The 21,360-nt window shown below is 68.6% G+C and carries 13 protein-coding genes and 1 pseudogene; 5 read left to right on the top strand and 9 right to left on the bottom strand.

Going from position 1 to position 21,360, the window contains the following annotated elements:
- Nucleotides 1–272 precede the first annotated feature (272 nt).
- Complete coding sequence (locus tag HNR01_RS14675) at nt 273–908, top strand: DUF1269 domain-containing protein (RefSeq protein WP_183668281.1); 636 nt, start codon at nt 273–275, stop codon at nt 906–908.
- 171 nt (nt 909–1,079) lie between these two features.
- Here the strand turns inward: HNR01_RS14675 and HNR01_RS14670 are convergent, their stop codons facing one another.
- Nucleotides 1,080–3,542: a PAS domain-containing protein gene (locus tag HNR01_RS14670; RefSeq protein ID WP_183668280.1), complete on the bottom strand. Its 2,463-nt coding sequence runs from the start codon at nt 3,540–3,542 to the stop codon at nt 1,080–1,082.
- A gap of 397 nt (nt 3,543–3,939) precedes the next feature.
- Between HNR01_RS14670 and HNR01_RS14665 the strand changes: the two genes are divergently transcribed.
- Nucleotides 3,940–6,951 carry a PAS domain-containing protein gene (locus HNR01_RS14665; protein ID WP_183668278.1) on the top strand — a complete coding sequence of 1,004 codons (3,012 nt, stop codon included), beginning with the start codon at nt 3,940–3,942 and terminating at the stop codon, nt 6,949–6,951.
- 499 nt (nt 6,952–7,450) lie between these two features.
- The gene (locus HNR01_RS14660) at nt 7,451–8,182 is read left to right on the top strand and encodes a DUF4198 domain-containing protein (protein ID WP_183668276.1); all 732 of its coding nucleotides are present in this window, start codon (nt 7,451–7,453) and stop codon (nt 8,180–8,182) included.
- Nucleotides 8,183–9,045: 863 nt separating this feature from the next.
- On the opposite strand, the gene cydB is transcribed toward HNR01_RS14660, so the two are convergent.
- The 6 genes and pseudogenes from cydB to HNR01_RS14630 form a co-directional block, all read right to left on the bottom strand.
- Nucleotides 9,046–10,056: a cytochrome d ubiquinol oxidase subunit II gene (cydB, locus tag HNR01_RS14655; protein WP_017486835.1), complete on the bottom strand. Its 1,011-nt coding sequence runs from the start codon at nt 10,054–10,056 to the stop codon at nt 9,046–9,048.
- Between the two features lie 14 nt (nt 10,057–10,070).
- Nucleotides 10,071–11,495 carry a cytochrome ubiquinol oxidase subunit I gene (locus HNR01_RS14650; protein ID WP_183668274.1) on the bottom strand — a complete coding sequence of 475 codons (1,425 nt, stop codon included), beginning with the start codon at nt 11,493–11,495 and terminating at the stop codon, nt 10,071–10,073.
- Between the two features lie 410 nt (nt 11,496–11,905).
- Nucleotides 11,906–12,307 (bottom strand): ATP synthase F1 subunit epsilon, encoded by a 402-nt coding sequence (atpC, locus tag HNR01_RS14645; RefSeq protein ID WP_017486833.1) that lies wholly within the window; start codon nt 12,305–12,307, stop codon nt 11,906–11,908.
- A gap of 27 nt (nt 12,308–12,334) precedes the next feature.
- On the bottom strand, nt 12,335–13,117 hold the full coding sequence (gene fabI / locus HNR01_RS14640) for an enoyl-ACP reductase FabI (RefSeq protein ID WP_017486832.1): 783 nt from the start codon (nt 13,115–13,117) through the stop codon (nt 12,335–12,337).
- A 28-nt stretch (nt 13,118–13,145) separates the two neighbouring features.
- Nucleotides 13,146–15,479 (bottom strand): DUF3141 domain-containing protein, encoded by a 2,334-nt coding sequence (locus HNR01_RS14635; protein ID WP_183668272.1) that lies wholly within the window; start codon nt 15,477–15,479, stop codon nt 13,146–13,148.
- A 213-nt stretch (nt 15,480–15,692) separates the two neighbouring features.
- Nucleotides 15,693–16,918, bottom strand: a pseudogene (locus HNR01_RS14630) (acetate/propionate family kinase).
- A 1,162-nt stretch (nt 16,919–18,080) separates the two neighbouring features.
- Here HNR01_RS14630 and HNR01_RS14625 point away from each other — a divergent pair.
- A complete protein-coding gene (locus HNR01_RS14625) occupies nt 18,081–18,314 on the top strand; it encodes a hypothetical protein (protein ID WP_183668270.1) in 234 nt (77 codons plus the stop codon).
- A 98-nt stretch (nt 18,315–18,412) separates the two neighbouring features.
- Here the strand turns inward: HNR01_RS14625 and HNR01_RS14620 are convergent, their stop codons facing one another.
- Both HNR01_RS14620 and HNR01_RS27620 read right to left on the bottom strand, forming a co-directional pair.
- Nucleotides 18,413–18,844 (bottom strand): phospholipase A2 family protein, encoded by a 432-nt coding sequence (locus HNR01_RS14620; RefSeq protein ID WP_026105881.1) that lies wholly within the window; start codon nt 18,842–18,844, stop codon nt 18,413–18,415.
- 78 nt (nt 18,845–18,922) lie between these two features.
- Nucleotides 18,923–19,414, bottom strand: a complete 492-nt coding sequence (locus HNR01_RS27620; RefSeq protein WP_246417514.1) for a hypothetical protein — start codon at nt 19,412–19,414, stop codon at nt 18,923–18,925.
- A 655-nt stretch (nt 19,415–20,069) separates the two neighbouring features.
- Here HNR01_RS27620 and HNR01_RS14615 point away from each other — a divergent pair.
- Nucleotides 20,070–21,335: an FAD-dependent monooxygenase gene (locus HNR01_RS14615; RefSeq protein WP_183668268.1), complete on the top strand. Its 1,266-nt coding sequence runs from the start codon at nt 20,070–20,072 to the stop codon at nt 21,333–21,335.
- Nucleotides 21,336–21,360 lie beyond the last annotated feature (25 nt).

The raw sequence follows: 21,360 nt of genomic DNA, 5'->3' as shown, positions 1-21,360 counted from the left end.
GCATCGCAGATTTTGGTGGGCGCATGTGCGCTGCCATCGCTTCGGCGGTGGGTTTTCGGCGGATGCGCGACGCCGAAGAACTTCCAGAGCCATAGCGCGGAGGTTGCGCGGCTGTCGGCGAGATTTTCGGTGGTGATGCCGTCTGCTCGTTCCGGGTGTCTCCGTCGCCGGTCGGCGTCGGCAGGGTCGGTTCGGCATCCCGACCGAGCCGCCTGAAACACCCGTCGCGCCTCATTCAGCGAGGAGAAACGAATGGCAGCGAGGAGAGACGAATGGCCGAGCTTGTGGTGATTGGCTTCGAGGGTCCGCACGAGGCGGACCGCGCTCTGAACGAGTTGGCACGCCTGCAGTCCGAATACCTGATCGATCTGGAGGATGCGGTGGTCGCCCTTCGGACTTCCGACGGCAAGCTGCGGCTCAAGCAGAGCGTCGATCTGGTCGGAGCCGGGGCGGCCTCCGGCGGCATCTGGGGCGCGATGTGGGGCTCGCTGGTCGGCCTCCTGTTCCTCAACCCGCTGCTCGGACTCGCCACGGGGGCCGCTCTCGGCGCCGGTGCGGGGGCCCTGTCGGGCAAGCTCGCCGATTACGGCATCAACGATGATTTCATCCGCTCCGTCGCCGAGGCGGTGCAGCCGAACACCTCGGCCCTGTTCATCCTCGTGCGCCGAGCGCAGCCGGAGAAGGTCCTCGCGCAGATGTCGCAATTCCGGGGGCGGGTGATCCGCTCCTCCCTCTCGCCGGAGCAGGAAAGCCGCTTGCAGGCGGCTTTGGCGGGACGGGAGGTGTCGATGCCCGGAAGCGCCGAGGCGGCATCGCCGTCCGCCGACGGCACGGCCGCACCGGAGCCGGGGGTCGGCGGCAGCCCGCAACCTCCCGCCGGCGGCTCGACCGGTCCGACGGGCGCCTGATCGGCCTCGGATCGAATCCCGGCCGCCCTTCCTTCGGGACGGCGGATTTGCGCCTTGCTCAAGCGCCGCACGGAGCTTGCCGATACGGTTGTCCGCTTCGATCGGGCGCAATGCCGTAGGGAGTCATTCGATGGAAGCGATGTCGCCAGGACGCCGCCCCAGGACACCGCCTCAGGCCGGGATCAGTCGGCGGCGCCGGTTCGGGATACCGCGCAGGGCCCGTGCGACCTGCTCGGCCGAGTAGGGCTTGCGGACGAGGTCGAAGCCGTGCGCGTCGTCCTGCGCCAGCACGTCGCTGTAGCCGGTGGTCAGGATGATCGGCAGGTTCGGGTGGCTGGCCTTCAGCCGCCGGGCGAGCTCGACCCCGCCCATCCCCGGCATCACCACGTCCGAGAAGACGGCGTCGAACCGGAACGGCACCTTCTCGAACTCGACGAGCGCCGCCTCGGCGTCGTGCGCCCAGACGATCGAGTGGCCGAGATCCTCCAGAAGCTGCGTGCAGAAGCGCCCGACATCGAGGTTGTCCTCGACCACGAGCACGCAGAGCGCCCGCTCCTCGGCCGGGACTTCGGCCGCGTCCTCGCCTGTCTTCGCCTCCGGCTCGGGCGCGTCGACTTGGGGGAGATAGAGCGTGAAGGTGGCGCCGTTCCCTAGTTCGCTCGCCACGTCGATGTCGCCGCCCGATTGCTTGGCGAAGCCGATGACCTGGCTCAGCCCCAACCCTGTGCCCTTGCCCACCGCCTTGGTGGTGTAGAAGGGCTCGAAGATGCGCGTCAGATGCTCCGGTGCGATCCCGGTTCCGTCGTCGGACACCGAGAGCGCGGCGAAGGGCCCGGCCGCGCCGGCATGGCCGCGGATCGAGGGCAGCGCCGCCCCGCAGGCGAGCCGGAGCGTCAGCGTGCCCTCGCCGGCCACCGCGTCGCGGGCATTGACCGCGAGGTTGACCAGCGCGGTCTCGAACTGGCTCGGGTCGACCCGCACGTGGCAGGCCGCCTCCGGCACCTCCGCGACGATGCGGATACGGGTGCCGGTCACCGCGTTCAGCATGTCGGCCACGCCGCGAAGCCGCTCGCCGAGGTCGAACACCTCGGGCTTGAGGGGCTGGCGTCGGGCGAACGACAGGAGCTGGCTCGTCAGCTTGGCGGCGCGGTCGACCGTGTCCGACACCGCCTCCAGGTAGCGGCTTCGCCGCTCCTCCGGAAGGTTCGGACGGCGCAGGAACTCGACCGAGGAGCGGATGATGGTCAGCAGGTTGTTGAAGTCATGCGCCACGCCCCCGGTCAGCTGCCCCACGGCCTCCATCTTCTGGGCATGGCGGAGCGCCTCCTCCGCCCGGGCGAGCTGCTCCTGGCTGCGCAGCCGCTCGGTGACGTCCTGGGCGTACTGGAATGCGCCGATCCGCCGTCCTCCCGTGTCCCGCAGCGTCGTGAACCGAAGCTCGTAGGAGGAGCGCCGGCGCTCCGGATCACCGAACGCCTCGACCAGGGAGAACTCCTCCCCGGACAGGGCGCGGGACCAGACCGCCTGCGCCGCGGCGCGCTGGTCGGGGTGGCCGCCGAGCAGGACGAGGAGATCGTCGCCGACCCCCGGCCGCACGCCGTAGAGGCTCTCGAACTCGTCCGCATAGGCCCGGTTCACGGCGAGCACGCGGTAATCGTGGTCGAGTGCGGCCACGAGCGCGTCGGTGGTCTCGAACACGTCGGCCCAGAGCTTGCGCTGAGCGAGCGCATCCGCGACGCGCCGCTCCAGCGTGGCGTTCATCTCCTGCAGCCGCTCCTCGGCGAGCTTGCGGTCGTGGACATCCTCGACGACGCCGTACCAGCGGATGATCGCGCCGGCCGCGTCGCGTCGCGGCCGGGCGCGCGCCCGCATCCAGCGGTACTCGCCGGTACGGGCGATGCGGATGCGGTAGTCCACATCGACCGGCCCGCCCGAGGCGAGGCAGTTCGCGAACACGGTCATGGTCCAGGGCACGTCATCGGGATGAAGCGACTTGGCCCAGCCGGCGCCGTCCGGCTCGCCCGGGGCCTGCCCGGTCAGTTCGAGCCAGCGGTTCGAGTAGGACGTGATGTTGCCGTCCGGGTCGCAGGTCCAGGGCACCTGCGGATTGAGCTCGACCGTGTGGCGGTAATGGTCCTCGCTCTCGCGCAGGCGCCGTTCGCCGAGAACGCGGTCCGTCGTCTCGGCCGTGACGCAGAACAGGCCGCTGACGGCGCCGGCCTCGTCGTAGGCGGGCGAGTAGGTGAAGGACCACCAGCCCTGCTCGGGTCTCCCCTCGCGCGAGAGGTCGAGCATGACGTCGGTGAGCGTCTGGCTCTCGCCCGCCAGGGTCGCGTCCACCAGCGGGCCGATCTCGTCCCAGATGCTCGCCCAGACCTCGCGGAAGGGCTGGCCCAGGGCCGTCGCGAGCCGGTATCCGAGGATCGGCCGGTAGGCGTCGTTGTAGAAGCAGAGCAGGTCCGGTCCCCAGGCGAGAAACATCGCCGTGGGACAGGACAGCATCAGCGACAGCGCGCTGCGCAGCGATTGCGGCCAGCGCTCCGGCGGGCCGAGCGAGGTCGCCGACCAGTCGCGGGCGCGGATCTCGGCGCCGGTCTCTCCCCCGGGCGGCAGGAACGCGAAAGCGTCATCCATGATGCGCGAAGCCCGGGCCCCGAAAGTCCCCGCGCGCCGGCCTGTCCACCGCCTCGCACTCGGCGATGGTCGGACGGCCGGTCACAGCCGGTCGAACCGCGCCCGTCGGGCACTGCACGTTTCCAGGGGGGCGGCCAAGCATGGTGGTTGGGTAACCTATCGATTCATCGCGGGCGCGCCTCTCGGCCTGCGCCATTTCAGCATGTCCTGGATTGTAACCGGTCTGGTCGGCCGCCGGTTGCCACTCGATGCCGCAAGACAGTTGTGACGGTGCGGTGGATGCATCCGGCACCCTTCGTCGCTCGACGCGCTGTCATCGCCCACAGATCGGCCTCACTTTCGCCTGAGCCGGTCCCGCATGGTGGAACAATCCGGTAGCCCCAAGCCTGTCTGAACGATGAACCCCGCCACGACGAGCGAGCGAGAGGCTGCGCGCCTTCGCGCCTTGGACCGCTACCGGTTGCTCGACACGCCGCGCGAACAGGATTTCGACGAGATCGCGGAGGCTGCCGCCGAGCTGTGCGAGGCGCCCATCGCGTTGGTCAGCCTCGTCGGCGAGGGGCGGCAATTCTTCAAGGCGGAGGTCGGCCTCGGCGTGCGCGAGACGCCGCTCGAGACCTCCTTCTGCCGGCAGGCCATCCTGCACAACGACTTCCTCTACGTGCCGGACGCGGCGCGCGACCCGCGGTTCGCCGGCAATCCCCTCGTCAGCGGCGAGCCCGGTCTGCGCTTCTATGCCGGCGCCCTGCTGAAGACCGCCGAGGGCCAGCCGATCGGTACCGTCTGCGTCCTCGACACCCGGCCGCGCGAGCTGTCGGAGCGGCAGCGCCGCGGCCTGATGCGGCTCGCCCGCCAAGCCATGGCGCAGATGGAGCTGCGCCGCTCGCTGCGGGAGCAGGCGGAGCAGCGCCTGCTGCACGAGCGCATCCTCGACAGCGCCCTCGATTACGCGATCGTGGCGACCGATGCCGAGGGCCGCGTCGCCCGCTGGAACGCGGGTGCCGAGCGCATCCTCGGCTGGACCGAGGCCGAGATGCTGGGTCGGGCCATCGATGCGTTCTTCACCCCGGAGGATCGGGCGGAAGGCCGGCCCGAGGTCGAGATGCGTCTGGCCCGGGAGAACGGCAGCGCCCCGAACGAGCGCTGGCACATCCGCCGGGATGGGACCCGCTTCTGGGCCTCGGGCGAGATGATGCCGCTGACCTCCGAGGGCGGCGCCCTCATCGGCTACCTCAAGATCCTGCGTGACCGCACCGGGGCGCGTGCCTCGGAGGCGGCGCTGCGGGAGAGCGAGATGCGCTACCACTCGCTGGTCGAGGTCAGCCCGCAGGTGGTGTGGTTCGGCGACGAGGCCGGCAACATCACCTACTGCAACGCCTACTGGTACCATTACACGGGGCTGCCCCCCGGCGAGACCGGCGAGGCGAGCTGGATGGGCGTGATCCACCCCGACCATCGTGCGCGCGTTCGCGACGCGTGGCTCGCGGCGGCGCGGAGCCAGGGCGCCTACGAGGTCGAATTCCCCCTCCGCCGGGCCGACGGGCAGTATCGCTGGTTCCTGTCGCGGGCGCGGCCCGTGCGCGACGAGGCGGGCGACCTCAGGAGCTGGATCGGCACCACCCTCGACATCCACGAGCGCAAGGTGGCCGAGGAGCGTTTCGAGGCGCTCACCGAACTGGCCCCGGCCATCATCTGGTTCGGCAACCCGGACGGCAGCCTCAGCTACCTGAACGACCGCTGGTACGCCTATACCGGCCAGACGCCGGAACAGGCGCTCCCACTCGGTTGGGGCGAGGCCATTCACCCGGACGACCTCGACGGCCTGCTCCTGGCCTGGGACACGGCCCGCACCCGCGAGATCGTCTACGACACGGAGGCACGCCTGCGGCGTCGGGACGGAACCTATCGCTGGTTCCTGATCCGGGCCGAGCCGCTGAAGGATGCGAGCGGCGCGGTGGTCGGCTGGCTCGGCAGCAACAGCGAGATCCACGACCGGCGCCAGGCCGAGGAAGATCTGCGCAAGGCGCGGGAGCAGTTGTACCTCGCCGTCGAGGCCACCGGCACCGGCATCTTCGACTACGACCTCGTCACGGAGAGGCTGGAATGGGACGTGCGCACCCGCGCCCTGTTCGGCCTGAATCCTGAGGCGCCCGTCAGCTACGACGTCTTCCTGGCGGGCCTGCATCCGGACGACCGGGACTGGGTCGATGCGGCGGTCAAGGCCGCGCTCGACCCGGTCGGCAGCGGCAGCTACGACATCGCCTACCGGACCGTTGGGCTGGAGGACGGCGTCGAGCGCTGGGTCGCTGCCAAGGGACAGGTCTTCGTCGCCGAGGGCCGCGCCGTGCGCTTCATCGGTACCGTGCGCGACGTCACGCAGAGCCGGCGGGCCGAGCAGGCTCTGCGCGAGACCGAGGAGCGTTACCGCCTTGCGGCCCGCGCCACCAATGACGCGATCTGGGACTGGAACCTCGCCACCAACCACGTCCTCTGGAACGAGGCGCTCACGGTCGCCTACGGCTATGCGTCGGATGCGGTCGATCCGACCGGCGACTGGTGGATCGCCCACATCCATCCCGACGACCGGGCGCGGATCGACGCCTCCATTCACGCCGTCATCGACGGGACCGGCACCGCCTGGAGCGACGAGTACCGTTTCCTGCGCGCGGACGGCAGCTACGCCGACATCCTCGATCGGGGCTACGTCATCCGCGACGGGCACGGATCGGCCGTGCGGATGATCGGTGCGATGCTCGACATCAGCGAGCGCAAGCGGGCCGAGGAGCACCAGCGCCTGCTCACCGGCGAGTTGCAGCACCGGGTCAAGAACACGCTCGCCCTCGTCCAGGCGATCGCCAGCCAGACCTTCCGCAACGCTCCGGATCCGGACGCGGCCCGTGAAGCCTTCGCCGCGCGCCTGATCTCGCTCGGCCGCGCGCACGACATCCTCACCCGGTCGAGCTGGACCGAGGCCCCCATCATCGAGGTCGTCGAAGGCGCCCTGGCCGTCCATCGCGGTGCCGCGACGGCACGCATCCGCGCGAGCGGGCCGGGCGTGCTGCTCGGCGCCAAGGCCGGGCTCTCGCTCGCCCTGTCGCTGCACGAATTGGCCACCAACGCAGTCAAGTACGGCGCACTTTCCAACGAGGCGGGATCCGTCGATCTGCGCTGGCACGTGGTGCACGAGGGAGAAGTGCCCCGCTTCTGCCTGACATGGACCGAGCAGGGCGGTCCGCCGATCCTGACGCAGCCCTCGCGCCGCGGCTTCGGCTCGCGCCTGATCGAGCGCAGCTTCGCCGCCGAGGTCGGTGGAGAGGTCAAGCTCACCTACGCGCCGACCGGCCTCGTCTGCCGCCTCGAAGCGCCGCTTGCCTCGATGCAGGAACCGCGCGGCGAGGCCGCCGCCTGAGGCGACGCGGGACAAGGTTCGGTCCGGACGGCCCGGCGGACCGATCCCCCGCGTCGGCGCTCGAAACAGGGGCGGCCTCGGCATCGGGGCGGCCAATGACGGGACGGATCGCGCGTCGGCGACGCGTACGTATGAAAAAATTCAGGCTTGTGCATACTCACGATTTGAAGTCTGGTCCCGCTCGGATGCCTTGAGCCCGGGTTGCCCGATGTCGCCGCTCCTGACACACCTGCTCGCATCGGCCGGCACGCTCGACGCGACAAGGCTTGCCAGTCTCGCGCGCGATCCGGCCGTGGTGGGGAACGCGTCGCAAGCCACGGCGCCGCCCGCACCGGTGAAATGCGGGGCCACGATCCCCAGCCCGGCCGCGGGCCTGAAGGCCGCTTTGTCTTCTCCGATCCCGGCCCTGCCGGACACCACCGTCGTGGTCCGCGCCGCGGAGATCGCGCGACCGCGCGACCGGGCTCACCTACGGCTTTGCAACAGGAGCACCGCCCCGATGAAACCGACCGCCCTCCTCGCCGCCCTTCTCGCGCTCACCGCCCCGGCCGCCGCCCACGACCTCTGGCTCGACCCGACCGGCAGCGGCGTGCAGGTGCTCTACGGGCATCCCCACGAGCCGGAACTGCCGAGCGCGGGCAAGCTGATGAGCCTGAGCGCCTACGAGCCCGCCGGCGCGGTGGCGCTGAAGGCCAGGCTGGAGGCCGGCCCGGCCCCGACCCTGAGCGCCGCCCATCGCGGCGACGCGCTGTTCGCGGCTGCTTACGACAACGGCTACTGGGTGCGCCTGCCCGACGGCAGCTACCGCAATGCCAGCAAGCGGATGCTGCCGCAGGCCGACAAGAGCCTGTGGTCGGTGAAGTTCGCCAAGGCGGTGTCCGGCCCGGCGGCGCCGTGGGGGACAGTGGTCGGCCAGACGCTGGAGATCGTTCCGCTGGAGGCGCCGACCTCGGCCTCGGGCCAGATCCGGGTGCGGGTGCTGTTCGAGGGCCGTCCGCTCGACGGTGCCAGCGTGGTCGCCACCGACGGGGTGAGCTTCAAGAGCGAGGCGGATCAGGCCCGTGCGACGACGGACGGCTCGGGCGTGGCGGTGGTGCCGCTGCGCCGCGCCGGCCCGCAGGTGCTCGGTGTCAGCCACCGCGTCACCCCCTCGCAGACCCCGGCCCTCGCCGATGCGGATAGCTACGGTGCGACGCTCGCCTTCACGGTCATCGACCCGAAGACCAACTGAGACGAGAGCCGCCTGATCGAAGCGGAGACCGTCCTGACCCGGTTTCGCAGTGCCTGAGCAAGGCCCGGATCCGCCATCCCGAAGGGTGATGCGGATCGGGTCTTCGGCCGCCGCTCCGGGCGGGCTGCCGTTGCGCCCGCCATCTCATGCGTCAGCCTGAGCGTGGCGGGATGTCCTAGAGCCGTATCCGGTCTGATTCCGTTAGGCCGGATACGGCTCTCGGTCATTGTTCTGACGTGCACTCTTTCGACGAATCGGCAGCCGCTTCGTCGGAATGCGCTCTAAAATGAGGGCTTGTTGCCGATACACCGGCAGCGCTTAGATTTGAGCACTTTGCAGCGGCCGCTGCAGCAGGCGGCGGGGCCACGTCCGACCCAACCGTTACCATGACATTCAATGCTCATGTCGCGGGTCGTCATGATCTGTCCGGGCCTGCTCATCGCAGGAGCCGCTGAGTAGATATTCACTCCCATCAGCGTTGCAGTAAAAATTGCGAAGATGGCGGCATTTGGCATGACGTATCCTCCATTGTCATTTGATGTTCGACTGGATGAATAAGTGCCGCGGCGGCTTGCTTCTACCACAAGATGTTTTTTTTGTGCGACTCGCAATTTGCTTGTAATGTGCGAATTGGCTCGGTGTCTCGGTATCTTCGAAGGCGGCGCGAGCCGGGGATCAGCGGCGCACAGTCGGTCGCTGAGATGTGGTTTGGGTCCAATCTCGAAGAATTCCGCAGGCACCAGGCGCGCTATAAGTGGGCGGGAGTTCAGCGGCCTGTTCGAGCAGGATGTCGATGAAGGCGCCAAGCTGCAGGTTGGCCGGGGTGCCGGCGTCGCGGTCCACGCTGGGCTGCCGGGCATCCGTCAATGGTACCCGGATTCCGGCGTGACCTTGCCGCGGAACAGCCAGTAAACGTAGGCCGTATAGCCGAGCACCATCGGGACCAGGACCGCCGCACCGGCGAGTAGAAAGGCTTGGCTGCTCGGATGCGTGGCCGCGGCCCAGATCGTGATATCCGGCGGCACGATCATCGGCCAGAGACTGATGCCGAGGCCGATGTAGGACAGCAGGAAGAAGCCGAGCGCGCAGAGGAAGGGCATGAGCTCTTCCCTTCGCTCCAGCGCGCGTTGGAAGCGCAGCGCCAGCAGGCCGACGAGCACGGGAACCGGCGCCCCGACGAGGATGCCGGGAAAGGAGAGCCATCGCTCGCGGAAGGGGATGCTGAGGACAAGCATCGTGAGCGAGACGATCGCGATCAGGAGCAGAGTCGCCAGGCCGAGCGGGCGGGCGAGGCGGTAAGCGCGGATTTGCAGCTCTCCCCCCGTCTTCCAGATGAGCCAGCACGCTCCGAGCAGCCCGTAGCCGACGACCAGTGCCGCGCCGGTCAGAAGGGAGAACGGGGTAAGCCAGTCCCACCAGCCGCCGGCATAGGCCCGGCCGTCGATGCGAATGCCCTGAACGAGGGCGCCGAGCGCGATGCCCTGGCAGAAGGCCGCTACGTAGCTTCCCCAGGAGAAGGCCCGATCCCACCAGAGCTGACCCCGCGCTGTCACCATGCGGAAGCGCATCTCGAAGGCGACGCCGCGAAACACGAGGGCGAGCAGCATCAGGATCAACGGCATGTAGAGCGCCGGCAGGATCGTCGCGTAGGCCAGCGGGAAGACGGCGAACAGGCCGCCGCCGCCGAGGATCAGCCAAGTCTCGTTGCCGTCCCATACGGGCGCGACGGAGTTCACCATCACGTCCCGGTCGGCCTTGGCGGATACGGCCGGGAACAGGATGCCGATACCGAGATCGAACCCGTCCATCGCAACGTAGAGGAACACGGCCGTGGCGATCAGGAAGGCCCATATCAGCGTGAGGTCGAGAGACATCGCCGTCGCTTCCTTCACTCGGCCGGCTGGGCATTCGGGGCGGCAGCGAGCGCCGGGGCTGGGGTGATGCCGGCGGTGCGGACCGGCTGGCCGGTGGGCGGGCCCGCCTCGTGCGGTCGCGGCGGCTGATTGAAGAGGTGCAGGAGGTACCAGATGCCGGCCCCGAACACGACGAAGTAGACCACGGCGAAGGCGGCGAGCGAGGCCGCGACGGCGGGGGCGGCGATGGGTGAGGCGCTGTCGGCGGTGCGCAGCAGCCCGTAGACCGTGAAGGGCTGACGCCCGGATTCCGTCACGACCCAGCCCGCCGTGACGGCGACGAGGCCGGACGGACCCATCGCGACCGCGCAGCGGTGCAGCCACCGCGCGGTGTAGAGGCGGTCGTTCCAGCGCAGATAGAGGGAGGCCACGCCCAGCGCGATCATCAGGAAGCCGATCCCGACCATGACCCGGAAGGCCCAGAACACCAGCGGCAGGTTGGTCGGCCAGGTGTCGCGCGGCATCGCCTTCAGCCCACGTACCTCGGCGTTCAGGTCATGGGCGAGATACAGGCTCGCGAGCCCCGGGATGCCGATCGCCCAACGCGTCGTCTCGACCTGTGCGTCCGGCCAGCCGAACAGGATCGAGGGTGCGCGCCGCTCACTCTCGAAATGGCCTTCCATCGCCGCGACCTTGGCGGGCTGATAGTGGTAGGTGTTGCTCCCGTGCAGGTCGCCGAGGACCAGTTGCACGGGGGCGACGATCGCCGCCATCCACATCGCCATCGAGAACATCAGGCGGGCGCGCGGGTTCGACCGGTCGCGCAAGAGGTGCCACGCCCCCACCGCGCCCACGATCATCGCGGTGGTCAGGTAGGCGGCGGTGACGGTGTGGGCGAAACGGAAGGGAAACGAGGGGTTGAAGATCACCGCCCACCAATCCTGCGGCGCGAAGTGGCCGTTGGCGTCGATCACGTAGCCGGCGGGCGTCTGCATCCACGAATTGGCCGACAGGATCCAGAAGGCCGAGATCAGCGTGCCCACCGCGACGAGGCAGGTGGCCAGGAAGTGGAGGCGCGGGCCGACGCGCTCCAGACCGAACAACATGACCCCGAGAAAGCCCGCCTCCAGGAAGAAGGCCGTCAGAACCTCGTAGCCCAGAAGCGGGCCGAGAACCGGAGCCGTCTTGTCGGAAAAGACCGACCAGTTCGTGCCGAACTGGTAACTCATGACGAGGCCGGAGACGACGCCCATGGCAAACGCGACGGCGAAGACTTTCAGCCAGTAGCGGTAGGCATCGAGATAGACGGCCCGTCCCGTGGTGAGCCAGAATGCTTCCAGTACGGCGAGAAAGCTGGCCAGCCCGATCGTGAAAGCCGGGAACAGGAAATGCCAGACGACCGTGAAGGCGAATTGGGCTCGGGCGAGATCGAGTGCGCTGGGGAGATAGTCGGCCAACATCTCTCATACTCGATGCACAGGGGAACGAAGCACGGGTCGAGGGCAAATCCGAATAAGCGGCTCGCGAGTCTCACGACGATCCAAGTTGCGCCTGCAATCATCCGGTGCGGCACGGCGCCGTTCGACCGTAGAGAGCAGCTTGCACAGGGAAGCTCATCACGTCACGGGGCACATTGATCTGGATCAGGCCGTGGCCTGATGGGGCCGCCGACCGTTCGGAGGCGCCCTGGTGCACGGTTCCAAGCAGGCGACAGGTGGCGGGCGTGCCTCACCTGCATCGCGCACCTTCTGCACCTGATCCCTTACACGGAGCAGGCTACCGCGGGAGGCAGGCTGTCCGGCGCTCCGGGGCCGAGGCCGACGACGACGCGCTGAGGGCCGACGCTTCGTGCGGCCCGATCGACGCGCCGTCAGAGGCTGAGGCTGGCCTTGAAGGACTCGAGCCGGGCAACGGAGACGTCCCGCTCGGCGCGCAGCTCCGGATTCGACGAGCTGTCGCGCTCCATCTGAAGGAGCAGGATCTCCTCGTCGATCTGCTTGCGCGTGAGCTCCTCGATTCGACGGACCCGCTCAGCCAGGATCGTCACCTGCGTCGGCCTCACCTCGGCGAAGCCGCCGCTGATGAAGGCGCGGCGTCCGGCCCCCGTCGCATCCGTGGCGAAGATCACGCCGGCATGCAGCGCGGTCACGAGGGGGGCGTGCCCGGGCAGCACCGTCATGTCGCCCTCCACGCTCGGCAAGACGACGGATCGGACTTCGCCCGCGTACATCCTGCGCTCGGGGGAAATGAGTTCGGCGAAGAGAAGGGCCATGGCGGCAACTCCCTGTACAGGCGGCGCTCAGGCCATGATGCTGAGGCCACCGTCCACATGGACGGTCATTCCGGTCAGCCGGGCGGCGTAGGGCGTCGTGAGGAACGCCGCGGTGAGCCCGACATCGTCGATGTCGACGAGTTCGCCGATGGGCGATCGCTCGATCGCCTCGCTCAGCAGGATGTCGAAATCCTTCAGCCCCGAGGCGGCGCGCGTCTTGAGAGGGCCGGGCGAGACCGCGTGGACGCGGATATCGCTCGGGCCGAGCTCGTAGGCGAGGTAGCGCACCGCGCATTCGAGCGCCGCCTTCACGGGGCCCATCAGGTTGTAGTTCGGCACGACCTTGGCCGCACCGTGGTAGCTCATGGTCAGCAGCGTGCCGCCCTCCGTCATCAGCGGCGCGGCGAGCCGGGCCATGCGGATGAAGGAGTGGCAGGACACGTCCATCGCGACGCCGAACCCGGCCGCGGAGCTGTCGATAAGCCGTCCTTGGAGATCCGCCTTCGGCGCGAAGGCGATCGAGTGGAGCGCGATGTCGAGCCTGCCCCAGGTTTCGGCCAAGTGTCGGAAGACCGCATCGAGATCGCCCCCGTGCTGGACGTCGCAGGGCAGCAGGATCGGGGCGTCCAGCTCGCGAGCCAGGGGCTCGACGTAGGGCTTGGCCTTCTCGTTCAGGTAGGTCAGGGCGATCTCCGCCCCGAGGCGGCGGAAAACCCGAGCGCAGCCGTAGGCAATGGAGTGCTCGTTCGCCACGCCGAGCACCAGGGCGCGCTTGCCGCGCAGGGCGTTGCCATCGGGAATCTGCGTCATCGGCTGGCTCCTCCTCGTTGATCGACCGTCAGCCCGCCTTGCGCCGGGCCGGCTCCGACCCGTGCTCACGCCCGGCAGCCACGTCGGACTCGGGCCGGGATCCCGGAAGTCTCTCGGGCCCCAGAAGTTCTTGGAGGCGCTGCATCAGGGCCCGCTGTTCCGGCTCAAGGTCGGAATGGCTCGCCAGGCGTCCCAGGATGTCGAGGAGCCGGCCTCGCTCCTCCGCGCTCGGTACGAGGTTCGGCAGCGTGGCCAGGGCCTGTTCCGGCTCGCGCTCCACGAAGGCAGCCTGCCGTCGCACCACCTGCGCCGCGGCCTCCGTCGGCATGGCGAGCAGGCCGACATCGCGGCCCACGAGGGCGCGGATCCGCTTGAAGGTCGAGAGGCGCCGCTGATTGCGGCCGAGTCGGGCCACCAGCAGACCGGCCCGAACCGCAGCGTCCGTGAAACCGCCCTCGTCGATGCGGCCGGCGGGCTCGCCGACGTCCGGACGGCCGGCACCGGTCGCGATCCTATCCGCCGACGCGGCCGGGCTCGTCAGGCTCATCGTGCCGTAGACGGTGAAGAACAGGTTCTCGGCCGCCGCGTCGCGCAGGTCGCGGTAAAGGTCCCAGCCGGCCATGATGCCGGCCGCAGCCCGACGCTCGGCCGCGGCCAGGGGACCGGTCTCGTCGCGCATCACGCGGTGCGACCGGACGAGATCCGCCCAGCCGCCGAGCGGGGCGAGGAACGGGTTGAGGTCGGAGAGAGCCCAGCGCCGCGCGCGGAGCGGGTGGAGCGCGCGCAGGAGCGGGGCCACCTCGGGCCGGACCAACGCCTCGACCACCGGGTGCGCGAAGCGCTCGTAGGCCGCCGCGTTGACCCGGGAGATGCGCTCGACGGCGGCAAACGGAATCTCGTCCTTGCGCGCGTCTTTCTGGAGCTTCTGGAGGTCTTCGACCCGCACCTCGTGCAGGACGGCATCGTAGCGCACGGCGCCGTCCACGTGCTGCTCCTCCACCTTCATGCCGTAGAGGCCGGGCGGAAGGTGCTCGATATAGTCGAGCAGATCCACGATCTGGGTGTGTTCCCGGCGCGCGACACCTGCCGAGACGAAGATCCCGAGATGTCCGACGCTCTCGTGCATCAGGCCCACGATCACCTGCCCGTTGGCCTTGAGATCCTCCGTCGTCGGATAGAGGTCGGCGACCCAGTTGAACGCCTGCTGCGGTGGGGTGATGTTGTCGCCCAGCGAGGCGAACAGGATGATCGGCGAGCGGAGCGCCCGCAGGTCGAAGGCCTTTCCGGGCGCCCATTCGGCGCGGCCGGAGGCGAGGCGGTTGCCGACGAAGAGGTTGTCGACGATCCAGCCGATCTCCTCACGGTTCATCAGGAAGTAGCCGCCCCACCAGCGCTCGAAGTCGAGGTAGCGCGGCGCTTCGGTATCGATTTTCGCGAAGAGGTTGTAGGCCTTGCCGAAATAGGTGTTGGCCGGATTGAGCGCCTCGAAATTCTCGACCAGATGGGCGCCGTCGAACCGTCCTCCTCCGAGATCGCTCGCCAGAAGCGCCGTCCAGCTGCCGCCGAGCATGCCGCCGGCGTAGCGCATCGGGTTCTCGGCATCGTTGCCGGCCCAGTACGACATCGGTGCGCCGTTCATCACGATGGGGCCGGCGCCGTCGGGCTCAAGTGCGCCCATCATGATGGCGGCCCATCCGCCCTGGCAATTGCCGACGATCACGGGCTTGCCGCGCGTCGGGTGGCGGGCGCGCACGACGCGCAGGAATTCGGCCTCGGCCAAGGTCACGTCGGCGAGGGTCTGGCCCGGGACCGGCTCGGGGAAGAAGATCACCATGTAAACCGGATGGCCTGCGCGCAGCGCGACGCCGACCTCGGAATCCGTCTTGAAGCCGCCGATTCCGGGTTCGTGCCCGGCGCGGGGGTCGATGATCACGTAGGGGCGCTTGTCGGGATCGGCCGCCACGCCCGACGGCGCGACGATGCGGACGAGCGCGTAGTTCGCCGGGCGCGCGTAGCGGCGTGCATCGGCCACGATCTCGTAATCGAAGGCGATGAGCGGCGGCTTGCCCGCTGCCTCGTGCGCGAGCCAGTCGTTGCCGCGCCGCCGGAGCGTGTCCCACAACAGGAGCGAGCGCTGGGCGAAATCGGTCCAGTAGCCGGTCGCCTCGCCCCAGGCCTGGGCGGGTGTGAGAGGCTTGGTCGCGTCAATCCAGGCGCGGTTGGCAGCCTCCGTGGCGGCGATGTAGCCGTCGAACGCCGCGGCGAGGCGGCTCTGGTAGACCTCGGCGATCCGGGTCTGGAACGACAGGAGGGCGAAGGGCTCGAAGCGCCGTCCGGCTTCCGCGGTCTCGGGAACTGCCATGGCAGACCTCCTGTGCGGATCGGGCTCCTGAGGCCCGTGCCGCTTCCCAGGTGAAGAAGGCGAGCTCATCGGATGCGCCCTGCGGCCCGTCGATGATCGTCGCGCGCAGGCCGTAGCCGGCCGGCTGAAGGCGATCGCGCCAGAACTCGACGGCCGAGCCCGGGGGCGGGCTCGGCGTCGCCATCGTCGTCGCTCCGTTTCACGGCATCGGCCTCACAGCATCGGCTGGCGCATGGCGGCGAGCACCGCGAGCGTGCCGCGGGCGACCATCGCCTCCTCGTCGGTCGGGATGACCCAGGCGCTCGGACCCGGAGCGCGTGTCACGCGGGGACCGCCCGCGGCATTGGCGGACTCGTCGAGGGTGAACCCGGCCCATGCGGCGGCGCGCAGGACCTCGGCGCGTGTCGCCGCATCGTTCTCGCCGATGCCGCCGGTGAACACGAGGGCATCGAGTCCCCCGAGGGCGGCGACGAGGGAGCCCAGCTCCCGCCCGATGCGGTAGACGAAGAGATCGATCGCGGTCCGGGCATCCTGGTTCGAGCCTGCCTGGGCGCGCAAGGCGCGCATGTCGTTCGACAGGCCGGACACCCCGAGCAGGCCCGAGCGGGTGTAGAGCATGTGCTCGGCCTCCGCGGGGGTGAGGCCCATCTCCCGCAGCATGTAGAAGACGACGCCGGCATCGAGGCTGCCGCAGCGCGTGCCCATGGGCAGGCCGTCGAGGGCCGAGAACCCCATCGTCGTCGCGACGCTTCGACCGCCCGGAGGGCGCACAGACTCGCCCCGCTGCCGAGATGGGCCACGACGACGCGGCCCCCGGCGAGCTCGCGCGCATAGTCGCCGAGCACCGACGCGATGTAGGCGTAGGACAGGCCGTGGAAGCCGTAGCGGCGCACGCCCTGCCGGGTCATCTCCCCCGGGATCGCGAAGAGCTGCGCGATCTCCGGCTGCGCGCGGTGGAAGGCGGTGTCGAAGCAGGCGACCTGCGGCAGGTCGGGGAATTGCTGCCGGACGATGCGGATCGGCTCCAGGTTGTGCGGCTGGTGCAGCGGCGCCAGCGGCACCAGCCGTTCCAGGGCGTCGAGCACCGTCTCGTCCACCCGCACGGGCGCCGCGTGGGCGAGACCCCCATGCACGACGCGGTGGCCCACGGCGGCGAGCCGGTATCCGCCGCGATGGCTCCGCAGCCACTCGGCCACGGTGAGAAGCGCCTCCTCGTGCCCGTAGCACCCACGCGTCACGGCCGGGCGATCCTCGGCGACGATCAGGCCGTCGCGGTCACGGATCACCAAGTGCGGGCTTCCGCCCAGGCCCTCGAACAGCCCGCGGAAGACCCGCCCTAGCCGGTCCTCGTCTCGCGCGAGCCCGTTCTCGCAGGTTTCAAAGACCTGGAACTTCAGGCTCGACGAGCCGGCGTTGATGACGAGCAGCGCCGGACGCATCGCCTAGCCCCCCGGCAGGGCGCGCGCCGCGTGCCGGGAGGCCGCGGACGAAGCGGGGGACAGGGAGGCGATCGCGCGGGCGGCGGGACCGGGACGACGTGCAGCGCCGCGCGGTCGGCTTCGACGGCCAAGGCCGGGATGACGATTCCGGGCACGGCCTCGTCGCAGGGATGAACCGCCGCGACCCGGAGAGGGGCCTGTGCGCGCGGTGGCGACGAGGCGCTCGGACATCTCGTGCTGGCCCGGCCCGGCCGCGGCTGCAAAAGGAGGCCGCTCGATCGCCGCACTCGTCACGGAGCCTCCTCCTGTTCGATCAGGGAGCCGAGCTGCGCCAGGGACGCTCCAGGGGCGCTTCAGGAGCGCTCGCGGAGCCGCGCGACCGGATGGGGCGCGCCGCCGGGGCCGCACCGTCACGGAAGGCGCTGCCGGGATCACTATCGGCGGCTCCCGTACGCCCCGCTTGATCGGACGGGACAGCCCTGCTTCGCCTTACGATCCCGCGACGCGCGAGCGACGGGATGCGGCGGCGTCCGCGCGCTGCCTTGTCTGGATGACGTCGCGGGCCCGCGCACGCGTTCCGTTTCACCGTTCCATCCGCCGATCGAATCGATCCATCCGCCGGTCCTGGCGATTTACCCGCCGATCCATGCGCCGTTCGTGTCGGTCCATCCTCCGCTCATGTCGGCGCTGCATCCCGAGGGTCTGCATTCGGATGATGGCCCCGTCCGCGAACCTCGCGGCTTGGAGAGCGGGACGAGGCGTGGTGACGACGGCAGCGCTCGCTCCATTTCTGGGGTGTTGGACGTCGCCGAGCCCTCGGCTTTCACACAGGCCTTCCGGCGCTGCTCGGGCGCGACGCCCATGGCCTGAAGGCATTGAACCGTCCGGGGCCGAGGTGGAGGAAGACCGCACACAGCCTCACCCGCTCGGGGCGGGGAACGATTGGGCCGCCTATGCGAGGCCGTGCCTGGGCAATCCGCATCGGCCGGACAAGGCTCGGGACGCGCCCGCCGCCTTTCGGTAGATCTCTAATCCCGTTGATGTAGATCTCAAGCCGAGGTCGCAGGTACGAAGCATTGATTGCGCAATTAACTTGTGCGAATATCGATCTCGATCTAGCGGACAAGATTTCGCCTTAGAATTGCTGTCTCATCATCCAGCCATGACGGAGACACCCCTCTTCGAGATTCGGATCACGACCCATCAGACCGGGTGCATTCTGCGCGCGCCGACGGAGCGCGAGATCGCAGCGAAAGCCGAGGCCCTGCTCCGCAGGGTGCATGCCCGCAAGGAACTGATCGGTTTCAGCATCGTCGGGCCGAGCGCCTCCGGCATCGGCCGTCTCAGGGCCTACCTCGAGGATGTTCTCATCGAGGTTGCACGGCTGGGTCTTTGACGAAGATCGGTGCCATCACGCGATGACGCCGATCGGCAGTCGGTTCCTTGCTGCCGGCCGCCTCGCCGACGCCAACGGCGAACCGTCGTGGCCCGAGCCTAGTATGCGTAGGCGGCCGGACGGTATGAACCGGGCGGATGCAATCCATATCGATTCGCAGCCGGCACCCGCGTCACCCCGACAGGAGCGCTCGGATCGAACGGCATAAGGGCGGCGCCGGCGGAGATGAAGCCTGCCAGCGCTCGCAGATCGTCCGGCTGGCGTGGGTCGCGCGAGATGAATTCGGTCTCGCGCTGGAACCGCACGTTACAGGCTCGTGAGGGCAAGCGCCCGCTCGGCGTACAGGCGTCGTGCCGAGCGCAAGCGAGATCAAGCGCATCAACGGGTGGCAGCGGCGCGTTGTTGCCCGCGCCGCAGTAATTGCCGTGGATGAGCGCTGTGGGCTCGCGAACGTAACCATCCGACTGAGCAAGAGCAGCCGAGGTCAGGCAAGCCGCAACAATGAGGGAAGATGCAATCTTCGTGATCATAGCGTGTGGTTTCCCTGCATCTGGATGCGGGCAGAGGTTTGTACGACCCTTCAGGCACGGAAAGGGTCGTGATGCTTGTCAGTAGGGCTGGCAGACGCCGGTGTATGAGTCGTAATACGCATATGGCCCACAACCGCCGTAGGTGCTCCCGTAGTAGCCAGCGGCTGCGGCTGCTCCGAGCCCGGCCGCGGCCAGACCGTAGCCGTAGGGATAGCCACCCCACCCATAACCACGATAGCCATAGCGGCCGTAGCCGTAGCCGGGCCGGCCAGCGATAGGTCTGCCCCCACCCCAGCCGGGTCGCGCCCCACCCCAGGTCCGGCCGTTCCAGCCGGGTCGTGCTCCACCCCAGGTCGGTCCACCCGGGCGACTGATGCCACCCCGCATCCCTCCACCCAGCGCGGCACCTCGGAAACCACCGCCACCGAATCCACCGCCGCGGAAGCCGCCACCGGCGAAGCCGCCGCCACGGAAGCCGCCACCGCCGCCACGAAATCCACGAGCGTCGGCCGCCACGTTGGTCACGATGAAGGCGGCGAAGGCCGCAGAAGAAATCAAGAGAGCTTTCATAAGGTCGTCTCCTTGCCAGAGGACAACGCATCGCTCTGGGGCACGTCAGGCGAGAGCGTATGCCCGTACATCGAGCCCGCCGAGCCGCGACATCTGTCTAGGAAACACTACATCGTCCGTCGGTAATGCGCTTGATCCGACAGGACAGGGAGGAGCCGGGACCAGCCTCGGCTGACGGTGCCTGAATCGCCGCGCCAGCCTTCGGGCAATGCCCGCCGGCCGTTCAGGCAAGCTTTGGTGCCATATCCACCGTCGGCCCGGTCCAGGGCGCGCATCGATCAAGGAACGCAGGTGCAGTCGTCGGCCGGCTCCCGCGCCCAAGCTGCCTGCGGAAGGATGGGACCCGTCCGGGACGACGAAGAGGCCGAGCGTGGCTCCTTAGGGTTACGACCACCATCCACAATCGAAGTTGCACTCATTGGTGGCTCATCCCAAGCTCTCATCGCCGGCTTTCGTCGTGCTGCCGCGACTGCACTATCACGCAGGATGATCGTCCGTATTCCTGCATCCTCCAAGAACCGCCGATGTCCTTGCTGTATGCAGGAGTGAAGACTGCTGTCGCAATCTCAATGGCATGATTTCGCATGTAATAATGGCATGCCGGCAGTGCTTCGCGTCATGATGCCTGAAGCATAAGGCTGGATGGAGCGTTTTGATGAAGATCTCATGTGTCGGTGCGGGGCCTGCCGGATTGTATTTCGCGATCGTGATGAAGCGGCGCAACCCGAACCATGAGATCGTTGTCCACGAGCGAAACCCGGCTGGAACAACACATGGGTGGGGCGTCGTCTTCTGGGACGATCTTCTTGCCACCCTGCGGACCAACGATCCGGACAGCGCGCGGGCGATCGCGGATCAGGCGGTTCCTTGGTCCGGGCAAGTGGTCGATGTCGAGGGACAACCGCCGCTTCACTACGGAGGCGGGGGCTACGGCATATGTCGTCGTCGCCTCCTGCAGATCCTGATCGAGCGGGCGCTCGCGCTAGGGGTCGACATTCGGTTCGAGAGCGAGATTTGCGAGCCGAGTCAGGTCGCCGACGCCGACCTCATCGTGGCGGCGGACGGCGTCGCGAGTCAGTTGCGTCGGCATCACGCGGACCAATTCCGACCGCGGATCGAAGCCGGTCGCAACAAATACATCTGGCTCGCGACGACACGGCAGTTTTCCTCCTTCACTTTCGGATTCGTTCCGACCCACGCCGGATGGGTCTGGTTTCACGCCTACTCCTTCAAGGAGGGAGCCAGTACATTCATCGTGGAATGTGCGCCGGAGACGTGGAATGCGCTCGGTCTTGGCACGATGGTCGCGGATGCCGAGTTGCGAGTGCTGGAAAGCATATTCGCCAAGCATCTCGACGGCCACGAACTGATCAGCCGCGACAGCCATGACAACAGGCTGGCATGGTCGAGCTTCCGTACCTTGGTCAACCGATCGTGGCACGCGGACAACTTGGTGCTGATCGGCGATGCCGCACATACGACCCATTTCACGATCGGTTCGGGAACGCGTCTAGCCATCGACGACGCGATCGCGCTCGCCTCGGCCTTGAGCGAGCACGACAGTCTTGCCCGCGCCCTGGACGTGTTCGAGCTTCGACGCCACCGCGCACTCGCTCGCGTGCAACGGGATGCGCGCCTGAGTGCGGAATGGTTCGAGAACCTTCCACGCTACATCCGCTACAACGCACCCACCTTCTTCACGCTTCTGCTCGCGAGGCGCTCTCGCCTGCTCAAGCGGATCCCTGCGAGAACATACCTGTATTTACGTGACAGGTTTACCAGACTGACTGACCGCACGGCCTCGCCCTTCGCTCGGATCGGCGGACCAGCACACGCGTTCGGCTCGAAAGCCAATGTCGGCCCTGCGGGGCCGAGCCTGGAAAGCCCCGCCGTCGACGCTGTCAGCGCCGGAGCGGGCTGAGCCCGATCCCGCCGACGCGGAACGG

It is taken from the genome of Methylorubrum rhodesianum, assembly GCF_014199985.1.
GTDB lineage: Bacteria > Pseudomonadota > Alphaproteobacteria > Rhizobiales > Beijerinckiaceae > Methylobacterium > Methylobacterium rhodesianum.
The sequence above is the reverse complement of the archived record's forward strand: the minus strand, read 5'-3'. Positions and strand labels throughout refer to the sequence as shown.